Consider the following 19,348-nt stretch of genomic DNA (forward strand, 5'->3'; position numbering starts at 1 on the left):
TGAGCAGATGCAGGACTGGGGTTCATGGCGTTCACTCACTGAAAGTCTTATTTTTGGAGGTGCAGCAAAGGTGTTGCGCTTAGCGTCCGTATAGCTTCATCGGGTTATCGATCAGCAGTTTTTGACGCAGCAGAGGATCGGTACAGAAGTCGAACATCAGATCAACCAGCTCGCCGTCGTTGGGCATGTCTTTACTGATGTTCGGATGCGGCCAATCAGTGCCCCACAGAACGCGATCTGGAGCAATTTCAAGGAGTCTCTCAGCGAACGGAGCGGCATCATTGAACGGTCGCCGACCCACGGATACGCGTTCTGCGCCGCATACCTTGACCCATGCCAACGGATTTTCCATCAGTTGCTGCAATGCAAGGAAGGACTGCTGTTCGATGCCGTCCTGAGCTTTGACCCTGCCCATGTGATCGATGATGAAAGGAACGGGTATCCGCGCCAATCTGTCCGCATAGGTCAGGATGTCCTGTGCATCAAGGTGCAGGACGACATGCCATCCCAAATCCGCAAGGCGGTCCACTGTGCTATCAAAGACCTCCAGATCGGGTGCGCCACCCAGGTGTGCAACGAAGTTGAACCGCACGCCACGAACACCTCCAGCGTCCATCTCGGCAAGGTATTCATCGGTCTCACTACCGTCAACGATTGCTACGCCTCGATACCGTCCTTCACTGCGAGCGATAGCGTCCAACATCGCGCGATTGTCACTTCCGTGACAACTGGCCTGGACAATTACACCGCGAGTGAATCCCAAGTGGTCGTGCAATGCCCGTAACGTTTCAAACGGGGCGTCTGGCGGGGTATAGCTACGATCTTCTGCATAAGGGAAGTCAGCCGCAGGGCCGAAAACGTGGCAGTGAGCATCCCAAGCGCCCACAGGAAGTGGCTGCTTTGGTTTTGTAGGATTGGCGTCAGGGGCGAGGCAGGTTTTCATCTCGTGTCCTTTAGTTATCGTTAGCGGAAGCGATAGCCGATGGTGGCCGTCTCGACGCCTTACAACAACAAGACACAGGCTCTAGCAGTTATGCGGATTTTGCATGCATCTATTCAGTCTATGCAGATCTCACGAACCAATGACATTGTCTGTTCTGCCAGGCGAGACAGCGGACGCTGCTCAAACGTGGCGATAAATAAGTGTGTCTGGATGGACGGATCAACGATCTGTGCAGCGTTGAGTCCTTCGAGCTTCCCGTCGCCGTTTGCCAAAGCCGAGCGAAACAGTACGCCGTAACCCATGTTGAGATTGATCAGCTCCAATAGCGACGGGATGCTATCGACCTCCAGGCAAACATTCAGATGCACCTCATGCCTCGACGCTTCATTCTCGATGAGGCGGCGTATGGAGTGAGGCTCGCTGGGAGTGATTAAAGGATATTGGCCCAAGTCTTTCATCGATACCTGGGAAGGGAGGTTGGAGTGCTGGCTACCTATGAGCATCAACGGTTCTGAGTGGATGTGCTCATATTGCAGTTGTGCGCTGTGGCCAGGATTGAAGAGCAGTGCGAAATCCAGGCGACCCAGAAGCAGCCACTCGCGCATCGAATGAGTCAGGCCTTCCTTGATCCCCAATATGCAGTCAGGAAAGCGCTCTCGGAAGGCAGAGACCACTGCCACGGTGTGGCGCCGGGAAATACTTGGAGGAAGCCCGACCACTACCTTGCCAGACAATGTGTCGCGTTGTTCGCGCAGGTCTTCACGAGCCACTTGCACCTGCCGCAAGATGCCTTTGCCATGATCGAACAAGCGTTGCCCGGAAGCGGTCAGTAAAACACCTCGACCATTTCGCAAGAGCAGATGCTCTTGCAGTTCGACCTCAAGCTGCCTGACCTGACGGCTGACGACCGACTGAGAAATGTTCAGTACCGCGGCGGCCTTGGTGAAACTTCCAAACTCAGCCACCCGTACGAAACATTCGAGCTGTTTTAGGTCCATGGGTGCCACTCCGAGAAAAACGCTATGTTACCGCTTTTCCCGGACAGCACTTTCATGAGTGATTGGCTTGCCATACAGCGTGTCGATCAGGTTTATCCAGTCGAATGGCTCAAGGTGTGAGTAATTAATATCGGCATCAAGCATGGCATCGACGAGCCCGAGTTGGGCGCTGACGATGGCTTGGCTCATGTTCGGAACCACGTCGACGTCGCGAGCGGTTTTTGCGACCTCTTTCATTTCCTCCGCGCGGCGCCGACCGTGCTCTGCCACGCGACTGATCAGGTAGTGGGGGAGTGCGCCGTCCCAACCCATCTGCGGGAAACTCTTGTGCAATGACGCCAGCACTTCGTCCTCGGCATGGTATTGGCGAGCGGTGCTCAAGCATTCGGTGGTGAGTGCTTCCAGGCCTTTGATCATGATGCTTCGACACATCTTTATCGCCGACGCTACGCCAACCACCTCCGCCACTACCCGCACGTTCATGCCTAGGCCGCTTAATCGTTCAGCGACCAGGGTGGCGTGTTGGCCGCCTAACAGGATCGGTGTTTTCAAGCGTTGCGGTGGTACCGGTGCCATGACGGCGGCATCGATGTAATCGACGCCATGCTGCTGCATCGCTATGGCCGCTGCGCGCTTGGTAGAGGGCGCCACTGAGTTGATGTCGATGAACAGCTGTCCGGGCTTCATCAGTGACGCCGCGCTCAGTGCGACTTCGAGTGCGTTATCCGCTGTGACGGCTGAAATGATCCACTCGCCAAGCGCTATCGCTTGAGCCGCACTCTCGCACAGTTGAACGCCACACCGCTGGGCTTTTTCATGCAGCGCTGCTCGTTTGGCCGGGTCTTCAAGGAGGCGATCATAGGCGTAGATCTTTACGCCCTGTGCCGCAAGATCCTCGCCCAGAATGGCACCGGCTTCGCCGAAGCCGATCATGGATACGGTCGTGGTCATTACGATTTCACCGGTTTTTGCCAGACGTTCCCAGGAATGAGCACGTTGCCTTCGAACAACAGCCGGGCCGTGCGCACCAACCCGCAACCGGCTAACTGACCGTCAATCACACGCAGCTCCACCGTGAACTCGCCGGTTGGATGCTCGACAGACAATTGGACTCGATCACCGGTTTCTACTTGGGCCAAACTGCTCGCGACTGTCCCTGGAATCAGGCAGGCAGAGGCGACACTGACAGCGCCGAACACCCCGATTGAGGTGTGACAGCGGTGAGGAATGAAGGTACGGCTGCCAATGGCGCCTCCGTTGCGGGGGCTGCTATCAGGGACATTTTCGGTACGGTGCGCTCGCGCACATCCCCCAGATTCATCAACGGGCCCGCCTGCAGCCGGATCGATTCCAGCAACGCTTTGAGTGCCATGTTGGCGTCCAGTTGCTCGGGGTTTTCATCGCCCGTGCACCCCACATCAGTCGCCCTGATCAGCACAACAGGCATTCCATTGTCGATACACGTCACTTCAATGCCATCGAAGCGGTCAATGGTATTTCCGGTAGGCAAGAGCGCTCCGCAACTGGAGCCGGCAATGTTTTCGAACTCGACAATCAGAGGAGCACTGGTGCCAGGAACGCCATCGATGCGGGTATCCCCTGCGTACTCGACGATGCGACCTGGTGTGGGGACGTCAGCCACGGCGATCTGGCCGGTATTCACCATGAAAATCCGCACAGTCGTCATCGATTCGCCTGCGCTGATCAGCTCCCGCTCGATTGAAAAAGGGCCGACGCCGGCAAGGATGTTTCCGCAATTCTGGCCGTAATCAACTTGAGCGTGTTCGACTGAAACCTGAGCAAACAGATAATCGACATCAGCATCCGGGCGATCTGAACGGCTGATGATGGCGACCTTGCTGGTCAACGAATTTGCGCCCCCGATGCCATCTATCTGGCGTGTATCGGGTGAGCCCATGACGGCCAGCAATACTCGATCACGCAGCTTACCTTCAGGCGGCAGGTCGTCAGCCAGGAAGTAAACGCCCTTGGAGGTGCCTCCACGCATCATGAGGCATGGAATTCGGGTCTGGCGCATGAAGGTCATCCTTGCACGTCAGTGAGGTTGTCGTAATAAGTCAGGCCACGCTCGACGAGCTTCTGACGCATCGCGTAGATATCCAGGCCCAACTCGCCAGCCGCCAGGCGCACGCGTTTCTGCTCTTCGATTTGAGCGCGTTTTCGGCTGGTTTCAAACACGTCGGGCAACTCTTCGCGGCGCACAATGACCACGCCGTCATCGTCAGCCACTACGACGTCCCCGGGCTCGACCAATTGGCCGGCGCAGATGATGGGCACGTTGACCGAACCCAGAGTTTCCTTGACCGTGCCTTGGGCATGAACCGCCCGGGACCAGACCTTGAAGCCCATGTCCCGAAGCGTTCGGGTATCGCGTACCCCGGCGTCAATGATCAGGGCGCGTACCCCTCGGGCCATCAACGAGGTGGCGAGCAAGTCGCCGAAGTAGCCATCGGTGCAGGGCGACGATGTCGCGACCACCAGGATATCGTCGGGTTGGCATTGTTCGACCGCCACGTGAAACATCCAGTTGTCACCCGGCGCGACCAACACGGTCACCGCCGTTCCGCTGATGCTCTGGTTCTGCTGAATGGGACGAATGGCCGAATCCAACAGACCTTTACGCCCTTGGGCTTCATGCACGGTAGCAACGCCAAAGCGATCCAGTTCGTCGATCAGCGCCGAATCAGCACGGGGAATGTTGCGCACGACAATGCCGGTTTTTCCGATCAGTGTGCTCATGCCAGGTTCTCCGTCACCCGTGGGAAGATGCTTTGATAGCCCTCGGCGTAAATGATGTTACGGGTAGAGGCGATACCCACGTTGCGTTTGGCCTGCACACCGCGTTGCAGGGCGACACGGGTGTAGTACTCCCAGAGATGTTCCTGGCCAGCCATGCACTGGATGGCGGCGTATTTCTTGTCCCAGACCTCGGTGATGTCCAACAGCACATCCGGGCGCCATTCGCATTGCTCAGGCTGATGGGGTTCGAAGCTGTAAACGGGTGGGGCACCTACAATTTTTTCGCCAGGCTTGTAGCCTTCAGCTTGAGCGATGATGCGCGCTTCCTGCGTCAGGTTCATCGCCAGCGGGTGATCGTAGTTATAGGGGTCCTTGATCGAGTGACTGAGGACGAACTCCGGTTGCACGCGACGAAACACATCGGCCAAACGAAACAGCGTTTCTTTGTCGGCGCGCATCGGGTAGTCGCCGATGTCGAAGAATTCCACGCTCGCGCCAAGGATCTGCGCTGCAGCTTCAGCCTCACTGCGACGCGCGGTTTTGACCTTGTCTTCAGACATCTCGCCTTTACGCCAGAGCTTGGCCGACTCACCTCTTTCTCCATAGGAAAGGCACACGATGTGAACGGCGTGACCTTGTTCGGCGTGCAGGGCGATGGCTCCACCTGCGCGCCAGACGAAGTCGGCAGAGTGGGCGCTGACGACTAATGCAGTTTTTGTTTTATTGATCATTGGAGGGCTCTTTTCTTGCGGCTGTTTGATAGAGCCCACATTCGCATTTGAGGTGGGTGGTGAATAATGCGTTCGGCGGTAAGATGTATGCGTTTTACTTATCGGAATTATTTCTGCATGCTGTAGGGCTGCTTCCTTGATAATTTGGTAGGTGCATATGCACAGTCCTGAACTCCCCAATCTCATGCAGATTCGGGCGTTCATTCGTGTCGTCGAATACGGCAGTGTGTCTAAAGCTGCAACCGTGCTTTTCCGTGCTCAGTCCGTCGTGACACGCGCCATTCTCGATCTGGAGAAGCGTCTTGGCGCCTTGCTGTTTGAGCGCAACGCCAACGGTATGCGTCTGACCGATTACGGTGAAGGCGTACTTCCTCGCGCTCGTCGCGCCACGGATGAATTGCTAGCTGTACCACCATTACTGGGTCAGATAATGGGGAGCGCCGCCGAGCCGCTTTACCTGTTCCAGACCCGCCGCCTGGAAGTGTTCGCGAAACTCTGTGAAACCCACCATATGCAAACCACGGCGAATATCCTTGGGATTTCGCAGCCAGCGATCAGTGCCGCCATCAAAGTCCTTGAACAGGGCAGCGGCACTAGGCTGTTTGAACGCACTCCCCACGGCGTGCTGCCGACTCGCCTGTGCCTTAAGATGTTGGTACGGGTGCGTCGAGCGCTGAATGAGTTGCGTCACATCGATGCAGACATCGCCGCTCTGGGTGGCACCCTTCAAGGTGCTGTGCACGTGGGGGCCTTACCTCTGGGACGCACGGGAATACTGCCCGAAGCCATCGTGCGACTGACCCTGGAACACCCCGAGGTACGAATCGTCACCAACGAAAGCCCGTTCGACTTGTTGGCCAGTGAACTGCGCGCTGGCGATGTGGATTTTGTACTCGGCGCTCTGCGCCCGTCGGCCTACGCCAGCGATCTGCATAGCGAGGCCTTGCTGCAGGAGGAAATGGTGATCCTGGTACGCCGCGACCACCCTTGGTTGAAGCGAACGCCAGTCTATGAAAACTTGAGTGGCGCCCGATGGGTCCTGCCTCGCGCCGGTTCCCCTGCGCGGCAACTGCTGGACGCATTTTTCGCCCACATCGGTATCGCCGCACCCAGCCCTGTTATTGAAACGGGCGATCTGGCGATTCTGCGCGGTGTGCTGCTGCGTTCAGACATGCTCGCCGCCGTTTCGGCGCATCAACTGGAACACGAAATGCTCAGTGGTGAGCTGGTGCGACTGCCGCTTTCCCTTAGCCACACTACGCGGCCGATTGGCCTGATCTCCAGAATGGGGGCGCTTCAATCACCAGCGGCGAAGGCGTTGATGGACAAGATTCGGGAGGTGGTAGGGGAGGCGGCGATGAGAATGCCAGAGATGTCCTGACTCAGGTTCAACCTCGTCATTCGTCAGCAAGGTGTCTTGATCCTCCTTGGCGGCCAACTCGTCTGCCTAACGGAGCAGGTTGTAGTTGTCCTGAACACAAACGATTTTGTTCAACCCCGCGCCTCCTTGATCTGCGACGCACTGACAGTGCTCTCACCTAAATGGTGAATGAGTCTTTGAGTCTGTAATGTTCGGTTCTGGGCATGTCGGCCTCAACCGCTCCGATCGCCTAGTGCGGACCAGCAGTCCGGAGAACAGCTCAAGGGCTGCCCCCCTATGCCAATTAGGCTGGCGTGAAACAGTAGGCGGCCAGCTTGTTGCCGTCGAGGTCACGCGCGTAAGCAGCATACGCGTTGGGTGCCCAATCTCGTGGCCCCGGTGCACCTTCGTCAGTGCCCCCACTGGCCAGCGCTGAGGCGTGGAAGGAGTCGATGGCTGCGCGGTCGGGTGCTGCGAAGCTAATGGTGACGCCGTTACCCACGGTTGCAGGAGCACCGTTGGCCGGTTTCAGAACGTAGAACGATGGGGTGCTCTCCCCCCAGGCCGAGCCATCTTCTTCTAAATCGATGATGCGTTTTTGTCCCAGCGCACCCAATACATGGTCGATCCAAGGATGTCTTATGCTTAACTGAATGGGGTGCTAGGGGTCGAGTGTTCGAATCACTCCGTCCCGACCATATAATTTAAAAAGGCCGCGAGATTTATCTCGCGGCCTTTTTATTTGCCTGCATTCCCAAAAAACACCAACGCCCGCACCTCGATACTCCTCCTTAGCGGTGCATCCACCGGCGTAGTCGGGTCATCAAACGCCGTATGCGCGCTGCGCCTTGCAACATCGCTACGCGAGTCATGGATCTTCAACAGCAGCACCTCATCCGGCCGCAACTGCGGGTAGTAATACCAGCGATGTGCGGGATTGGCCTTGACCGAAAAAGTCTCGCCAACCTTGTCCCGATACACCAGGTCGCTGGGCAGCAAGTCGCTCTCGGCCATGCTTTGCGCATCGCACAGGGCGAGTGGGGTACTCAGGACCGGCGCACCAATCGGCCGCCAGACGTTAATAATCGCAAACCGTTCCAGCAGCCGCTGTTCAGCCTCATCCGCAGGCAAATGATCACGTACCCTGCGAATCGCCGAGCGCTCGGTCTGGTCGTTATGCACGTACCGCACCGGCTCACGCAGCCCGCGGTCCTCGCGTCCAGGCTCGTCCACCCGGATGGTGTGGTCGAAGATCACCACTTTCACCGCACCGGTCTGTTGCTTGAGCAAGGCTTCGGTTTCCGGATAGTAGTGTTCACGGACCTGATCATCGTTTTCCAGGTCAGGCACCGAGCTGGTGTGGTCGATTCTTTCGAAACCGTTGCGATCCAGACAAGCCAGTTCGTCGAGCAACCGGGCGTTGTGAATACTCACTTGGGTGGGGTCCAGCACGCCGTTGCGCTTGGGTGTGCCGTCTGGCTGCGGGAAGGTGTAGTTCACCGGTCGCTCGCCGGTGTCCAGCAGGTAGTTGAGTTCGCCGATGACAGATGGCGGGGCGAGATGAGTCTGATGAGTTCCCATGAACAATCCTCCAGGCGTGAGGCGGTTTTCAGAAGGGTTCCTTGAAGGGCCGCAGGTCCAGTTCCTGGGTCCAGGCGCTGCGCGGTTGGGTGTGCAGGTACCAATAGGCGTCGGCGATGTCTTCGAGTTTCAGCGCACCGTCTTCCCCCAGTCGCGCCAAGTAATCCGGGGCCCGGCTTTGCACGCGCTCACCGTCGATGGCGCCATCGATGACCACATGGGCGACGTGCACGTTTTGTGGCCCGAACTCGCGGGCAAATGACTGGCTCAGTGAGCGCAAGCCCGCCTTCGCGGCAGCAAAGGCGGCGAACGGTGGCTTGCCTCGCAATGAAGCGGTAGCCCCGGTGAACAACAGGCTGCCGCCACCACTGGCGAGCAGCAAGCGGGTGGCCTCGCGGGCAAACAGGAAGCCACCCAGGGTCGATGCCCGCCAGGTCTGCTCGAACAACTGCGCGCTCAACTCCAGGGTCGACGCTGCGACGGAGTTGCCGACATTGAAGATCGCGGCCTTGAGGGGGCCCAACTGGCTGATCTGCTGGCTGGCGGCGATCACCTCGGACTCGATTCCCGAGTCCGCCACGATAGCCACCGCCTCCCCGCCGAGCGCACGGATGCCCTCGACCACAGCCTGCAACTTGTCCGGGCTCCTGCCGCTGACGGCCACCTGCAAACCCTCCCGCGCGAAGCGTCGCGCCAGCGCCGCTCCCAGGCCGGCCACGGCACCCACACCGGCAATCCACACCACAGGCTCGGATCGAGACTCAGACATTAGCCACTTCCTCAATGAGATACGTGGCTAACAATTTACCCATCGCCGGGCGTGAGGAATAAGAACATCGACAGCTAAGGTTATGCGCTGACTCAATAGCGCATTTCCACCGCCACATAAGCCCCAATCCCATCCCCTGGATACAACGACGCCGTATCCTGCCCCTTCGCGTCATACAACGGCTGCACCGCCGTCACGTATTTCTGATTGGTCAGGTTCTTCAAATCCAGCGACACCTTCCAGTCCTTGCTCGGCGTTTCATACCCCACGTTCGCCCCGAAGATTGTGTAGGAGGGCGCGTAGAAGCTGTTGGCATAGTCCACCGCCGTACGCGAGGCCGATTGCACATTCACTCCGGTATAGAAGCCCGCCGGGTGCTGATACTGCAGCTCGCCCTGGTAGATATGCTTCGGAATCCCCGGCAACTGGTTGTCGCCGAAGGTCGGGTCGTGCCGGTAGTAGAAGTCGTTGTAGGTGTACACCTGGCGCAAGGTGACCTTTTCACCCGAGGTGTTTTCCCACAGGCGCGTATTCAAGCCGGCCTCTATGCCTTGGTGGATCGTCGGTGTCGCGTTGAAGGCACCGGTGATCGCCGCGGCTGTGGAGGTGGCCGGGATGATCTGCACGTTGAGCAATTCATTTTTCACCCACGAACGGTAGAGCGCCAGGCTGCCGTCGAAGATGCCTGATGAACCCTTGATCCCGATTTCAACGGTATTGGCTTTCTGCTCCACCAGCGGCCTTACGTACGGCGTGGTCGGCCCGGAGCCGGAGTATTCCCACGACGCCGGTGGATCGACCGAGCGGCTGACGTTGGCGAACACCTGCAGTTGCGGGGTGAACTCGTAACGCACGCCCACTCGCGGTGCCAGGCTCCAGTTGTCGTAGGTCACGTCGCTCGGGTAAGTGGTGGTGTTGGCCACCAGGGCTTCCTTGACGTCGGCGTGGCGGCGCACGTTGATCGCCGATACGCCGCTGGTCAGCCACAGGCCGTCCACCAGTTCCAGGTCGTTGCCCAGGGAGAACACATGATCGAACGAGGAGCTGTAGTCGACGAACTTGCGCGTCTGTTTGTTGGCGAAGGTGGAGTCGACCTGGCCCTTGAGGTGTTCGGTGGAGGTGAAGGCCAGGCTGGAGCGGCTTTCGTGGCCGAACAGGGTGTCGCGCCGGTCGTAGTTGATCACCGCGCTCAGGTCATGCCAGTCCCAGTAGCTGGGGTTGCTCGGGCTGTTCGGGCTGTTGTTGTGGGCGTACTGGTAGTAGACGAAGCCCACCGACAGGGTGGCGTCGTCCTCAAAGGTGTAGGTGGTCTTGCTGCCCAGCCATACGCTGCCGGGGCGACGGCTGCCGGCGCCGCTGCTTTCGGCGGTGGCACTGGCGCGGTCGGAGTGGTGCTTGACCGCGTCCAGGGTGGTGGCGCTCGGGTCGTTGTGGAACTCGTCGCGGTAACGCAGCATCACCCGGGTTTCGAGTTGCGGGCTGAAGCGGTAGCCAAAGTTGGCCACCACGCCCTGGCTCTTCGACAGGCTATAGTCGCGGTAGCCGTCGCTGCGGTAGTTGTCGGCATTCAGGTAGTAATCGAACGCGCCCTCGACGCCGCCGACGCTCAGGCTTTGCTTGTTGTAGCCGTAGCTCCCGGTTTCCGCCCGCACCCGCAGCCCGGGTGCGGTGTAGCCGGTCTGGTTGACGAAATTGATGGCGCCGCCAAGGCTCAGTGCACCGTACTGGAAGGCGTTGGCACCCCGCAGGATTTCGGTGTAGTTCACCCCCGAACCGTTGAGGAATTCGTAGGGTGTGCCGCCCGGGCCGGTGATCGGCAAGCCGTCGAACAGGAACTTGATGCCCTCACGGAAATACCCCGGCGAGGTGTTGGCGCCCGAGCCACGAATGGAGATCTTGGCCGCGTCGTTGCCGCCGGTGGACTGCACGAATACACCCGGCTGATAGGCGAGGGTGTCCTGCAAGGTAGCGGTCCGTCCCTTGGCCACCTGTTCGCTGTCGACCACGCTGGTGCCGCCTGGCACTTCGGACAACTGACTTTTGGCTGCCTCAACGGGCGTGATTTTTTGTGCCTCTACTGTCACCGTCTTTAGCCGTGTTCCGGTCGTCGGTGTGACCTCATCATCTGCCTGCACACTGGCGGAAAAAACCAGCGCTGAGCCCAGCCCCACCATCGCCAGCCAAGTTGCTTGCCGCACGGCAAGTGTCAACTTTTGCAACTCTCCCCGAAAGATTGGATCCATTAAGCGTGTTCCTTGTGAATAGATAAATGAGCCCCAGCTTTCTATTCGAATAGTCATGCCTGTTTCGCTCTGAGCAGTTTCTATGCCAAGACTATTGGCCAAGGATTACGGGCGCTTAGTTCGGGTTAAGTGTTCTGCGGGATACTTTGTTTTGAATCGGTGTTTGATTCTCAACAGTCAACTTTAATGGCTGGGATTACTGCAACTGTCGTGAACGCAACAGTTGATAAGCAGTGTGTAAGGCTGCCAACAATTCCGGGGTGTATAACGGGTATAACCATATAAGTGTTTGGCAGTTTTTGCCCCGTTTTACAAGGGTTTTGCGCTGGTTTTGTGGTCAATATGGCGTTTCTTGAAGACTGGCATGCTCACTGCATTACACCCCGTAATTGCAAACTTTCAGTGTTCATCGAGTTCCTCTAAGGAAGCGTCATTGACAACCATCCTGAAACTTTCGGCGGTTATTTCACTGTGCCTGGCAGTCAATGCCTGCTCACCGGCTGCGGCACCGAAACATGAAACGTCGGCGGCTGATGGCACGGTCACCAACGGTGTAGTGACTTATTCGGCGACGGACTTTCATGAGTCGTCACCGGGGCGCAGTGGCGGAACTTTGCGCGTCTCAGCCGCCTCCGACGCCGGCAGTTTCGATGTTCATGCACTGTCTAACGGCAACATCCAGTGGATGGGCCGGATTCTCTTCGATTGCCTGGTGTACCAGGACGAGCAGGGCAACATCAGCCCATGGCTGGCCCGCTCCTGGGACATCTCCGACGACGGCAAGACCTACACCTTTCACCTGCGCGACGACGTGACCTTCAGCGACGGCGAGAAATTCAACGCCCAGGCGCTGCAAACCAACCTGGAACACATGCGCGATCCAGCGACCAAGTCCCCACTGGCAGCGGCCTATATCGCGCCGTACCTGGATGGCAAAGTCATCGACGACTACACCTTCGAAGCCCATTTGCGCGAACCCTATACGCCTTTCCTCGACGTACTGGCGCAGTCCTGGCTGAGCATGATCTCCCCCAGGCAGATACGCGAAGCGCCGAAGACCATCGCCGAGCATCCCATCGGCAGCGGCCCGTTCCTGTTGCAGAGTTATACCCGTGACCAGGGTGCAGTGTTCATCAAGCGCCCCGGCTACAACTGGGCGCCGCCGGTGACCCGTCACACGGGTGAGGCATACCTGGACCGTATCGAGTTGAGCTACGTCCCCGAAGCCATGATCCGCTTCACGGCGCTTGAGTCCGGTCAGTCGGATTTCGCCCTCGATGCACCGGCCCAGAACGCTGCCGCCATCCGCGCCAACCCCGACCTGGTGATGCGCAGCCGGATTCGCAAGGGCAACCCGAGCCGCGGCATCGTGTTCAACGTTGAGCAGGCGCCATTCGACGACGTGCGAGTACGTCGCGCCGTGGCCAAAGCCGTCGACCGCGAAGGATTGGCGTGGATTTCCGGCTTCGGCGAATACATCGCCAAAGCCGATTTCCTGGCGGCGAATACCCGGTTTTATCAACCCAACAAAGAGGCCCTGGCCTACGACGTCAAAGCGGCCAATGCCTTGCTCGACGATGCCGGCTGGACAGGGCGCGACGCCCAGGGCTATCGGACCAAGGCCGGGCAGCGCCTGAAGGCGACCTTGTTGGCCTACAGCAGCCCGGCCTTTCCCGGCAGCGTTTCGGTGGCCATCCAGGCCGACCTGAAAAAAGTCGGCTTTGAGATGACCGTCGAGATGCTGCCGCTGACCCGGGTGATCGAGAGGCGCTATGCCGGGAAGTTCCAGGCGATGGCGGACGGTTACTGGCACACCAACACACCCGACGGCATGTTCGTGCTTTATCACAGCGAGTCCATCAGCACCGTTAAAAGGATCGGCCAGAACGTTGGACGCTTCCGTGATGCCGAACTGGATCGCGTGCTCAGCGCTGCCCGCCAATCCCGCGATCCGGTTGAGTTGCAGGCGCTCTATGGCGAAGCACAAAAGCGCCTGACCGAAACCGTGCCGTCGGTGCCTTCGGTGGAAGCCCAGGTACTCACCGCTTATGGCCGACAAGTCCAGGGCGTGATTTTCGACACCTCCCATAACGTGCCGTTTTTCACCAGCATCTGGCTGGACCGGGAGCAACCATGAGCCTGTTCAAATCCATCGCCTGGCGCCTGCTGGCGGGCATCGGCGTGCTGTGGGGCGCGGCGACGCTGACCTTCCTCGCCGTCAACTTCAGTGGCGGTGATACCGCGCTGGCGATCCTCGGCGGCCCGGATGCGATGCCCACGCCGGAGCTGTTGGCGCGGGTGCGGGCCGAGTATGGCCTGGACCAACCTTTGATCGTGCAATACGGCAATTATCTGCTGCGCCTGGCCCACGGCGACCTGGGTGAATCCTACCGACTGCGCATCCCGGTGCAGCAGGCGATAGCCGAGCAGATTGGCGCAACCATTCAATTGTCCCTGAGCGCCGCGCTGCTGGCGGTGGTGTTGGCACTGGTGTGCGCGATCCTCACTGCCAATCGTTCGCGCTGGGTTCGCTCGGTTGTTTCAGGCGGCGAGCTGGTGCTGTCGTCGGCGCCTTCGTTTGTGATCGGCATGCTGCTGTTGCTGGTGTTTTCGTTTCATTGGCACTGGTTGCCGCCGTCCGGCTCGGTGGGCTGGCGTTCGTTGATCCTGCCCTCCGTCGCGCTGGCCTTGCCGGTGGCGGCGGTGCTGACCCAGCTGCTGCGCCAGTCCCTGGAAGACACCCTCGAACAACCCTTTATCGCCATGGCCCGTGCGCGTGGCCTGTCCGAAACCGCCGTGCGTCTGCGCCATGCCTTGCGCCATGCGCTGGTGCCGTTGGTGACGCTGGCGGGGTTCGTGTTCGCCAGCCTGCTGGGCGGTGCGGTGGTGGTGGAGTTGCTGTTTGCGCGCCAGGGCATCGGGCGCCTGATGCTCGACGCTACCAGCAATAAAGACGTGCCGATGGTGTTGGGCGTGACCCTGCTCGCGGCCACGGTGTACGTGCTGGTGAACCTGGCCGTCGATTTGATCAACCGCTGGATTGACCCCCGGGCCAATCAAGCGTGAGTGCCTTTGAAGAAGGAAAAACCATGAGTGCTTCGATCCCCGCTGAAGTGAGTTATGCCGACTTGCACCAGCGTTTCGCCGACGTATTTGCACGGATAGCCGATACCGCCGTCGCCCGCGAGCAGCAGCGCGAGCTGGCCCACGATGCGGTGGCGTGGCTGCGAGAGGCCGGCTTTGGTGCCCTGCGCGTACCGCAGGCCCAGGGCGGCCTGGGTGCCAGCCTGCCGCAGTTGTTTCGCCTGTTGATTGAGCTGGGCGAGGCCGATTCAAACCTGCCGCAGATCGTGCGCGCGCATTTCGGTTTTGTAGAAGGCCGGCTGTCCAGCCGCGACAGCGAGTCCCAGGCGTACTGGTTCGCCAAAGTCGTCGACGGCGAACTGTGGGGCGCCGCCATGGCTGAGCGCACCGACACCACCCGCAACTCGGTAACCCTCAGCGCGGTCGATTCCGGCTGGCAACTGGACGGCGAGAAGTACTACTGCACCGGCACGCTGTACGCCAACTGGATCGCCGCCGTCGCCCTGGATGGCGAGGATTTTGTCAGCCTCGCGGTGCGTACCGATGCGCCGGGTGTCACCGTCGAGGACGACTGGGACGGCTTTGGCCAGCGCCTCACCGGCAGCGGCACCACCCGCTTCAAGGCGGTCGACGTACCGGCGCAACACATCGTGCGGCGCTTCAAGAAAGACGAGCTGCGTGCCGAGTCCTACCTGAGCGCGTTCTACCAGCTGTTCCACCTGGCGACCCTGGCCGGCATCGCGAATGCGGTGCTGCGCGATGCCACCGAATTCGTCAAAGGCCGCACCCGCGCGTTTGGCGTGCCGGGGCAATCGAGCCCCAAGGATGACCCGCTGGTGCAGCGGGTGATCGGTCGCCTGTCGAGCCTGGCCTATGCCGCCCGCACTCAGGTGCTGGCCGTCGCCGAGGTGCTGCAGGAGGCGCACGAAGCAGAGCAGGGCGGCTACGCCAACGAACAGCATTACACCGAGGCCGAGATCCGTGCGTATCAGGCGCAACAGATCGTGCTGGAACAGGTGCTGGAAGCGACCACGCTGCTGTTTGAAGTCGGCGGCGCATCCGCCACCAGCGAGTCGCGTCGCTTCGACCGGCATTGGCGCAACGCCCGCACGCTGGCCTCCCACAACCCGGCGATTTTTCGCGAACGGGCCTTGGGCAATTACTACCTCAACGACGTCACCCCCAACGCCGCGTGGCGCAGCCTGCAAGCCGCCGACGCCGAGCAGCAGGCCGCCCGCGACGAAGCGAGTGCGGTATGAGCCTTCAACCCTTCACTACAAAAGGATCACCCATGCGTTACCGCCAACTGGGCAACAGCGACCTTCAAGTCAGCGTGTTGGGCCTGGGCACCATGACCTGGGGCCACCAGAACACCGAAACCGATGCCCATCAGCAGATTGATTTGGCGCTGGCCGAAGGCATCAACTTCATCGACACCGCCGAGATGTACCCCACGCCGACCAAGGCCGAAACCTGGCGCACCACCGAGCGCTATATCGGCAGTTGGCTGGCGGCCAGCGGTCGACGCGACGAGGTGATCCTGGCGAGCAAAATCGCCGGCCCGGCCCGTGACCCCAGCAGCCAGCAGCACATTCGCGACGGCCTCAGCCATCACGACCGGCGCAACATCGTCGAAGCCCTGGAGGGCAGCCTCAAACGCCTGAACACCGACTACCTCGACCTCTACCAACTGCACTGGCCCGATCGCACCACCAACATCTTCGGCCAGCGTGAATACCCGTATCAGGCAGACACCCAAAGCGTCGCCATCGAAGAAACCCTGGCGGTGCTGGCCGATCAGGTCAAGGCCGGCAAGGTGCGTCACATCGGTGTGTCCAACGAAACCCCGTGGGGCGTCGCCGAGTTTCTCAAGCAAAGCGAACGCCTTGGCCTGCCGCGCATTGCCAGCGTGCAAAACCCCTACAGCCTGCTTAATCGCCTGTACGAAGGCGGGCTCTCGGAGTTCAGCCACCGCGAAGGCGTCGGCCTGCTGGCGTACTCGCCACTGGCCTTCGGTGCGCTCACCGGCAAGTACCTGGGCGGCGCACGGCCCGAGGGCTCGCGCTTGGCGGCGGTGTACCGCACCTTCAATCGCTATGACAGCGCCTCGGCCCAGGAAGCCATCACCGGCTACGTGGAGATTGCCCGGCAACACGGCCTGACACCGGCGCAGTTGGCGCTGGCGTTCATCATCGACAAACCCTTCGTCACCAGCGCGCTCACCGGGCAAACCAGCCTGGCGCAATTGCGCGACAACCTCGGCGCGCTGGACGTGAGCCTCAGCGACGAGATCAAGGCGCAGGTCCAGGCCATCCACCAGCGCATTCCCAACCCCGCGCCCTAGAACGAGGAGCCTGGCATGACGCAAAGCATTGAAACGTTGAGCGGCAATCACCCGTTGCGTCTTGCCGGGTTTACCCAACTGCGGCCCGGGCTGTTGCTCGCCGGGGTATTTGTCGGGCTGTTGCTGCTGGCCGCTGTTTTTCCACAGTGGCTGGCCCCGTATGACCCGCTGGATGCCTCGGCGCGCCTGGCGTTCCAGGCGCCGGGCAACGTGCATTGGCTGGGCACTGATGAAAATGGACGTGACGTGCTCAGCCGGCTGATTTATGGCGTGCGCTCGTCGCTGTTCATGGGCCTGGCCGCCACTGCGCTGGGGCTGGCCTGGGGCACCTTGCTCGGGTTGATCGCCGGCCTTGGCCCGCGCTGGCTGGACGGCGCCTTGATGCGCGGGATTGATGTGCTGCTGTCGTTTCCCGACCTGTTGCTGGCGCTGGTGATCATCACGTTTTTCGGCCAGGGCACGGCCAATCTGATCCTTGCCGTGGGCATCGCCGGCGTGCCGCGGTATGCGCGGCTGGTGCGGGCGCAAACCCTCACCGTGCGCAACGCCGGCTACGTCGAATCCGCCGTCACCCTCGGTCAATCGCAGCTGGCCGTGGTGCTGCGGCACATCCTGCCGAATGCGTTCAAGCCGGTGCTGATCCTCGCCACCATCGGCATCGGCGGTGCGATCACCGCCGGTGCCGCCTTGAGTTTTCTCGGCTTTGGCGCACCGCCGCCCGCGCCGGAGTGGGGCGGCATGGTGGCCATCGGGCGCAGCTTCCTGGCCAACGCGCCGTGGCTGGTGGCCTGGCCGGCTCTGATCATCACCCTGACCGTTGTCTCCATCAGTGCCATCGGCCGCGAACTGTTGCGCCGCAGCGAAGGAAAGCCTCTATGACGATGAATATCCATACCCTCGGCCCGCTGGTCGACATCCGGGACCTGACCGTACGTTTCGGTCAGGCCGAGCCGGTATTGCACGGTGTCAGCCTGCAGTTGAACCGTGGCGAATGCCTGGCGCTGGTGGGCGAATCGGGCTCCGGCAAAAGCGTCACCGCCCGCACCCTGGCCGGCCTCACCGGCAAGGAGGCTCGCGTCCAGGCCGCCAAGCTGGCCTTCCAGGGCGTCGACCTGCGCCAGCTCAATGAACGGGCCTGGCAGCAACTGCGCGGCGCGAGCATCGGCTTTGTGATGCAGGACGCACTGGGCGCGCTGGACCCACTGCGCCGTGTGGGCGCCGAGATTGAAGAACCGTTGCACCTGCACACGTCATTGGGCCTGGAAGCGCGACGCCTGCGGGTGCTGGAGCTGCTGCGGGATGTCGGCGTGCCGGAACCGGAACTGCGCGCCAGCCAATACCCGTGGCAACTCTCCGGTGGCTTGCGCCAGCGCGCGCTGATCGCCTCGGCCATTGCCTGCAACCCACGGCTGATCATTGCCGATGAGCCCACCACGGCCCTGGACGCCACGGTGCAGGCCCAGGTCATCGCGCTGCTGGAAAGCCTGCGTGGTGAAGACAACGCACTGCTGATGGTCAGCCATGACCTGTCGGTGGTCTCGCGCCTGGCCGACCGCGTGGCCGTGATGCGCCACGGGGTGATCGTGGAGGAGGGCAGCACCGAACAGGTCCTGCAAGACCCGCGTCATCCGTATACCCAATTGCTGTTGCGGGCGGCCAAGGCGGTGCACTTCCAACCCACCCGCCGGCTGCTCACGGCGGTTGAACCCGAGCCTGCGCCCCAGGGCGAAGTGCTGCTGGAAGCCCGCGAGCTGTCCAAGACTTTTGTCGGCCCCGACGGTAAAACCCGCACGGTGCTGAACCAGGTGTCGCTGCAACTGCGTCGCGGCGAGACACTCGGCGTGGTGGGCGAATCGGGCTGCGGCAAGACCACCTTGACCCGCCTGATACTCGGCCTGGAAACCGCCGATGCCGGCGAGGTATGGATCAAGGGCCAGCGCTGGTCCGACCTCGACGCCAAGCAAAAACGCGAAGCCCGGCGTGCGGTGCAAGTGGTGTTCCAGGACCCGCTCAGCTCCTTCGACCCGCGCTACACCGTGCAGCGTGTGCTGTTCGAAGCGCTGGTAGTGGCCGGCGTACCGCGTCACGCACGGCGCGAACGCGCCCTGGAACTGCTGGACCTGGTGCGCCTCGATGCCAGCGCCTTGTCGCGCCGCCCCATCGAACTCTCCGGCGGCCAACGCCAGCGCATCGCGATTGCCCGTGCGTTGGCTTCCGAGCCACAGATCCTGATCTGCGATGAGCCGGTGTCGGCGCTGGACGTGTCGGTACAGGCACAGATCCTGGAGTTGCTTGACGACCTCAAGCGCCGCCTCGGCCTGGCTTGCCTGTTCATCTCTCATGACCTTGGCGTGATCAACCACGTCAGCGAGCGCGTGCTGGTGATGAAGGCCGGCGAAGTGGTGGAGTCCGGCTCGGTGCGCGCGGTGTTCGACCGCCCGGCCCATGCCTATACCCGCGCGCTGATCGACGCGATTCCGACCCTTGAAACCGACCACACGCCGATCCCGTTCTACCTGAACGTAGCGATCTGAC

At 60.7% G+C, this 19,348-nt stretch carries 15 protein-coding genes and 2 pseudogenes; 7 read left to right on the forward strand and 10 right to left on the reverse strand.

Features of this window, described 5'->3' with window-relative positions; genetic code table 11:
- Positions 1-79: 79 nt before the first annotated feature.
- From JFV30_RS07595 to galB, 6 genes and pseudogenes are all read right to left on the reverse strand, one after another.
- Positions 80-943: an amidohydrolase family protein gene (locus JFV30_RS07595; protein ID WP_201122811.1), complete on the reverse strand. Its 864-nt coding sequence runs from the start codon at positions 941-943 to the stop codon at positions 80-82.
- 113 nt (positions 944-1,056) lie between these two features.
- The gene (locus JFV30_RS07600; RefSeq protein ID WP_201122813.1) at positions 1,057-1,941 is read right to left on the reverse strand and encodes a LysR family transcriptional regulator; all 885 of its coding nucleotides are present in this window, start codon (positions 1,939-1,941) and stop codon (positions 1,057-1,059) included.
- Positions 1,942-1,968: 27 nt separating this feature from the next.
- Positions 1,969-2,892, reverse strand: a complete 924-nt coding sequence (locus JFV30_RS07605; RefSeq protein WP_201122815.1) for an NAD(P)-dependent oxidoreductase — start codon at positions 2,890-2,892, stop codon at positions 1,969-1,971.
- Positions 2,892-3,979, reverse strand: a pseudogene (locus tag JFV30_RS07610) (4-oxalomesaconate tautomerase). Before JFV30_RS07610 ends, JFV30_RS07605 begins: the two are co-directional and overlap by 1 nt.
- Before the next feature lie 5 nt (positions 3,980-3,984).
- A complete protein-coding gene (locus JFV30_RS07615) occupies positions 3,985-4,701 on the reverse strand; it encodes a 4-carboxy-4-hydroxy-2-oxoadipate aldolase/oxaloacetate decarboxylase (RefSeq protein ID WP_201122817.1) in 717 nt (238 codons plus the stop codon).
- On the reverse strand, positions 4,698-5,432 hold the full coding sequence (gene galB / locus JFV30_RS07620; protein ID WP_201122819.1) for a 4-oxalmesaconate hydratase: 735 nt from the start codon (positions 5,430-5,432) through the stop codon (positions 4,698-4,700). Before galB ends, JFV30_RS07615 begins: the two co-directional genes overlap by 4 nt.
- Before the next feature lie 157 nt (positions 5,433-5,589).
- On the opposite strand from galB, the gene JFV30_RS07625 reads away from it, so the two are divergent.
- On the forward strand, positions 5,590-6,813 hold the full coding sequence (locus tag JFV30_RS07625; protein ID WP_201122821.1) for a LysR family transcriptional regulator: 1,224 nt from the start codon (positions 5,590-5,592) through the stop codon (positions 6,811-6,813).
- Between the two features lie 283 nt (positions 6,814-7,096).
- On the opposite strand, the pseudogene JFV30_RS07630 reads toward JFV30_RS07625, so the two are convergent.
- From JFV30_RS07630 to JFV30_RS07645, 4 genes and pseudogenes are all read right to left on the reverse strand, one after another.
- Positions 7,097-7,417 (reverse strand): annotated as a pseudogene (locus JFV30_RS07630) (VOC family protein); the annotation flags it as partial.
- Positions 7,418-7,530: 113 nt separating this feature from the next.
- Positions 7,531-8,373 carry a CmcJ/NvfI family oxidoreductase gene (locus tag JFV30_RS07635; protein ID WP_201122823.1) on the reverse strand — a complete coding sequence of 281 codons (843 nt, stop codon included), beginning with the start codon at positions 8,371-8,373 and terminating at the stop codon, positions 7,531-7,533.
- A gap of 28 nt (positions 8,374-8,401) precedes the next feature.
- Positions 8,402-9,142: an SDR family NAD(P)-dependent oxidoreductase gene (locus tag JFV30_RS07640; RefSeq protein WP_201122825.1), complete on the reverse strand. Its 741-nt coding sequence runs from the start codon at positions 9,140-9,142 to the stop codon at positions 8,402-8,404.
- 92 nt (positions 9,143-9,234) lie between these two features.
- Positions 9,235-11,385, reverse strand: coding sequence for a TonB-dependent receptor family protein (locus JFV30_RS07645; protein ID WP_201122827.1), 2,151 nt, complete (start codon positions 11,383-11,385; stop codon positions 9,235-9,237).
- 433 nt (positions 11,386-11,818) lie between these two features.
- Between JFV30_RS07645 and JFV30_RS07650 the strand changes: the two genes are divergently transcribed.
- From JFV30_RS07650 to JFV30_RS07675, 6 genes are read left to right on the forward strand one after another with little or no spacing between them, the layout of a single operon-like run.
- Positions 11,819-13,522 carry an ABC transporter substrate-binding protein gene (locus JFV30_RS07650; RefSeq protein ID WP_201122829.1) on the forward strand — a complete coding sequence of 568 codons (1,704 nt, stop codon included), beginning with the start codon at positions 11,819-11,821 and terminating at the stop codon, positions 13,520-13,522.
- The gene (locus JFV30_RS07655; RefSeq protein ID WP_169387676.1) at positions 13,519-14,451 is read left to right on the forward strand and encodes an ABC transporter permease; all 933 of its coding nucleotides are present in this window, start codon (positions 13,519-13,521) and stop codon (positions 14,449-14,451) included. The genes JFV30_RS07650 and JFV30_RS07655 overlap by 4 nt, the downstream gene beginning before the upstream one ends.
- A gap of 23 nt (positions 14,452-14,474) precedes the next feature.
- Positions 14,475-15,728 carry an acyl-CoA dehydrogenase family protein gene (locus JFV30_RS07660; RefSeq protein WP_201122831.1) on the forward strand — a complete coding sequence of 418 codons (1,254 nt, stop codon included), beginning with the start codon at positions 14,475-14,477 and terminating at the stop codon, positions 15,726-15,728.
- Between the two features lie 32 nt (positions 15,729-15,760).
- A complete protein-coding gene (locus tag JFV30_RS07665; protein WP_201122833.1) occupies positions 15,761-16,813 on the forward strand; it encodes an NADP(H)-dependent aldo-keto reductase in 1,053 nt (350 codons plus the stop codon).
- A gap of 15 nt (positions 16,814-16,828) precedes the next feature.
- Positions 16,829-17,692: an ABC transporter permease gene (locus JFV30_RS07670; protein WP_201122835.1), complete on the forward strand. Its 864-nt coding sequence runs from the start codon at positions 16,829-16,831 to the stop codon at positions 17,690-17,692.
- Positions 17,689-19,347: a dipeptide ABC transporter ATP-binding protein gene (locus JFV30_RS07675; RefSeq protein ID WP_201122837.1), complete on the forward strand. Its 1,659-nt coding sequence runs from the start codon at positions 17,689-17,691 to the stop codon at positions 19,345-19,347. The genes JFV30_RS07670 and JFV30_RS07675 overlap by 4 nt, the downstream gene beginning before the upstream one ends.
- The last annotated feature ends 1 nt before the right edge of the window (position 19,348 follow it).

Origin of the sequence: Pseudomonas sp. TH32, from assembly GCF_016650855.1 — a bacterium.
Taxonomy (GTDB): domain Bacteria; phylum Pseudomonadota; class Gammaproteobacteria; order Pseudomonadales; family Pseudomonadaceae; genus Aquipseudomonas.

Coding starts and splice junctions, on each gene's coding strand:
- JFV30_RS07595 (WP_201122811.1), bottom strand. CDS start 943: ATGAAAACCTGCCTCGCCCCTGACGCCAATCCTACAAAACCAAAGCAG.
- JFV30_RS07600 (WP_201122813.1), bottom strand. CDS start 1,941: ATGGACCTAAAACAGCTCGAATGTTTCGTACGGGTGGCTGAGTTTGGA.
- JFV30_RS07605 (WP_201122815.1), bottom strand. CDS start 2,892: ATGACCACGACCGTATCCATGATCGGCTTCGGCGAAGCCGGTGCCATT.
- JFV30_RS07615 (WP_201122817.1), bottom strand. CDS start 4,701: ATGAGCACACTGATCGGAAAAACCGGCATTGTCGTGCGCAACATTCCC.
- galB (WP_201122819.1), bottom strand. CDS start 5,432: ATGATCAATAAAACAAAAACTGCATTAGTCGTCAGCGCCCACTCTGCC.
- JFV30_RS07625 (WP_201122821.1), top strand. CDS start 5,590: ATGCACAGTCCTGAACTCCCCAATCTCATGCAGATTCGGGCGTTCATT.
- JFV30_RS07635 (WP_201122823.1), bottom strand. CDS start 8,373: ATGGGAACTCATCAGACTCATCTCGCCCCGCCATCTGTCATCGGCGAA.
- JFV30_RS07640 (WP_201122825.1), bottom strand. CDS start 9,142: ATGTCTGAGTCTCGATCCGAGCCTGTGGTGTGGATTGCCGGTGTGGGT.
- JFV30_RS07645 (WP_201122827.1), bottom strand. CDS start 11,385: ATGGATCCAATCTTTCGGGGAGAGTTGCAAAAGTTGACACTTGCCGTG.
- JFV30_RS07655 (WP_169387676.1), top strand. CDS start 13,519: ATGAGCCTGTTCAAATCCATCGCCTGGCGCCTGCTGGCGGGCATCGGC.
- JFV30_RS07660 (WP_201122831.1), top strand. CDS start 14,475: ATGAGTGCTTCGATCCCCGCTGAAGTGAGTTATGCCGACTTGCACCAG.
- JFV30_RS07665 (WP_201122833.1), top strand. CDS start 15,761: ATGCGTTACCGCCAACTGGGCAACAGCGACCTTCAAGTCAGCGTGTTG.
- JFV30_RS07670 (WP_201122835.1), top strand. CDS start 16,829: ATGACGCAAAGCATTGAAACGTTGAGCGGCAATCACCCGTTGCGTCTT.
- JFV30_RS07675 (WP_201122837.1), top strand. CDS start 17,689: ATGACGATGAATATCCATACCCTCGGCCCGCTGGTCGACATCCGGGAC.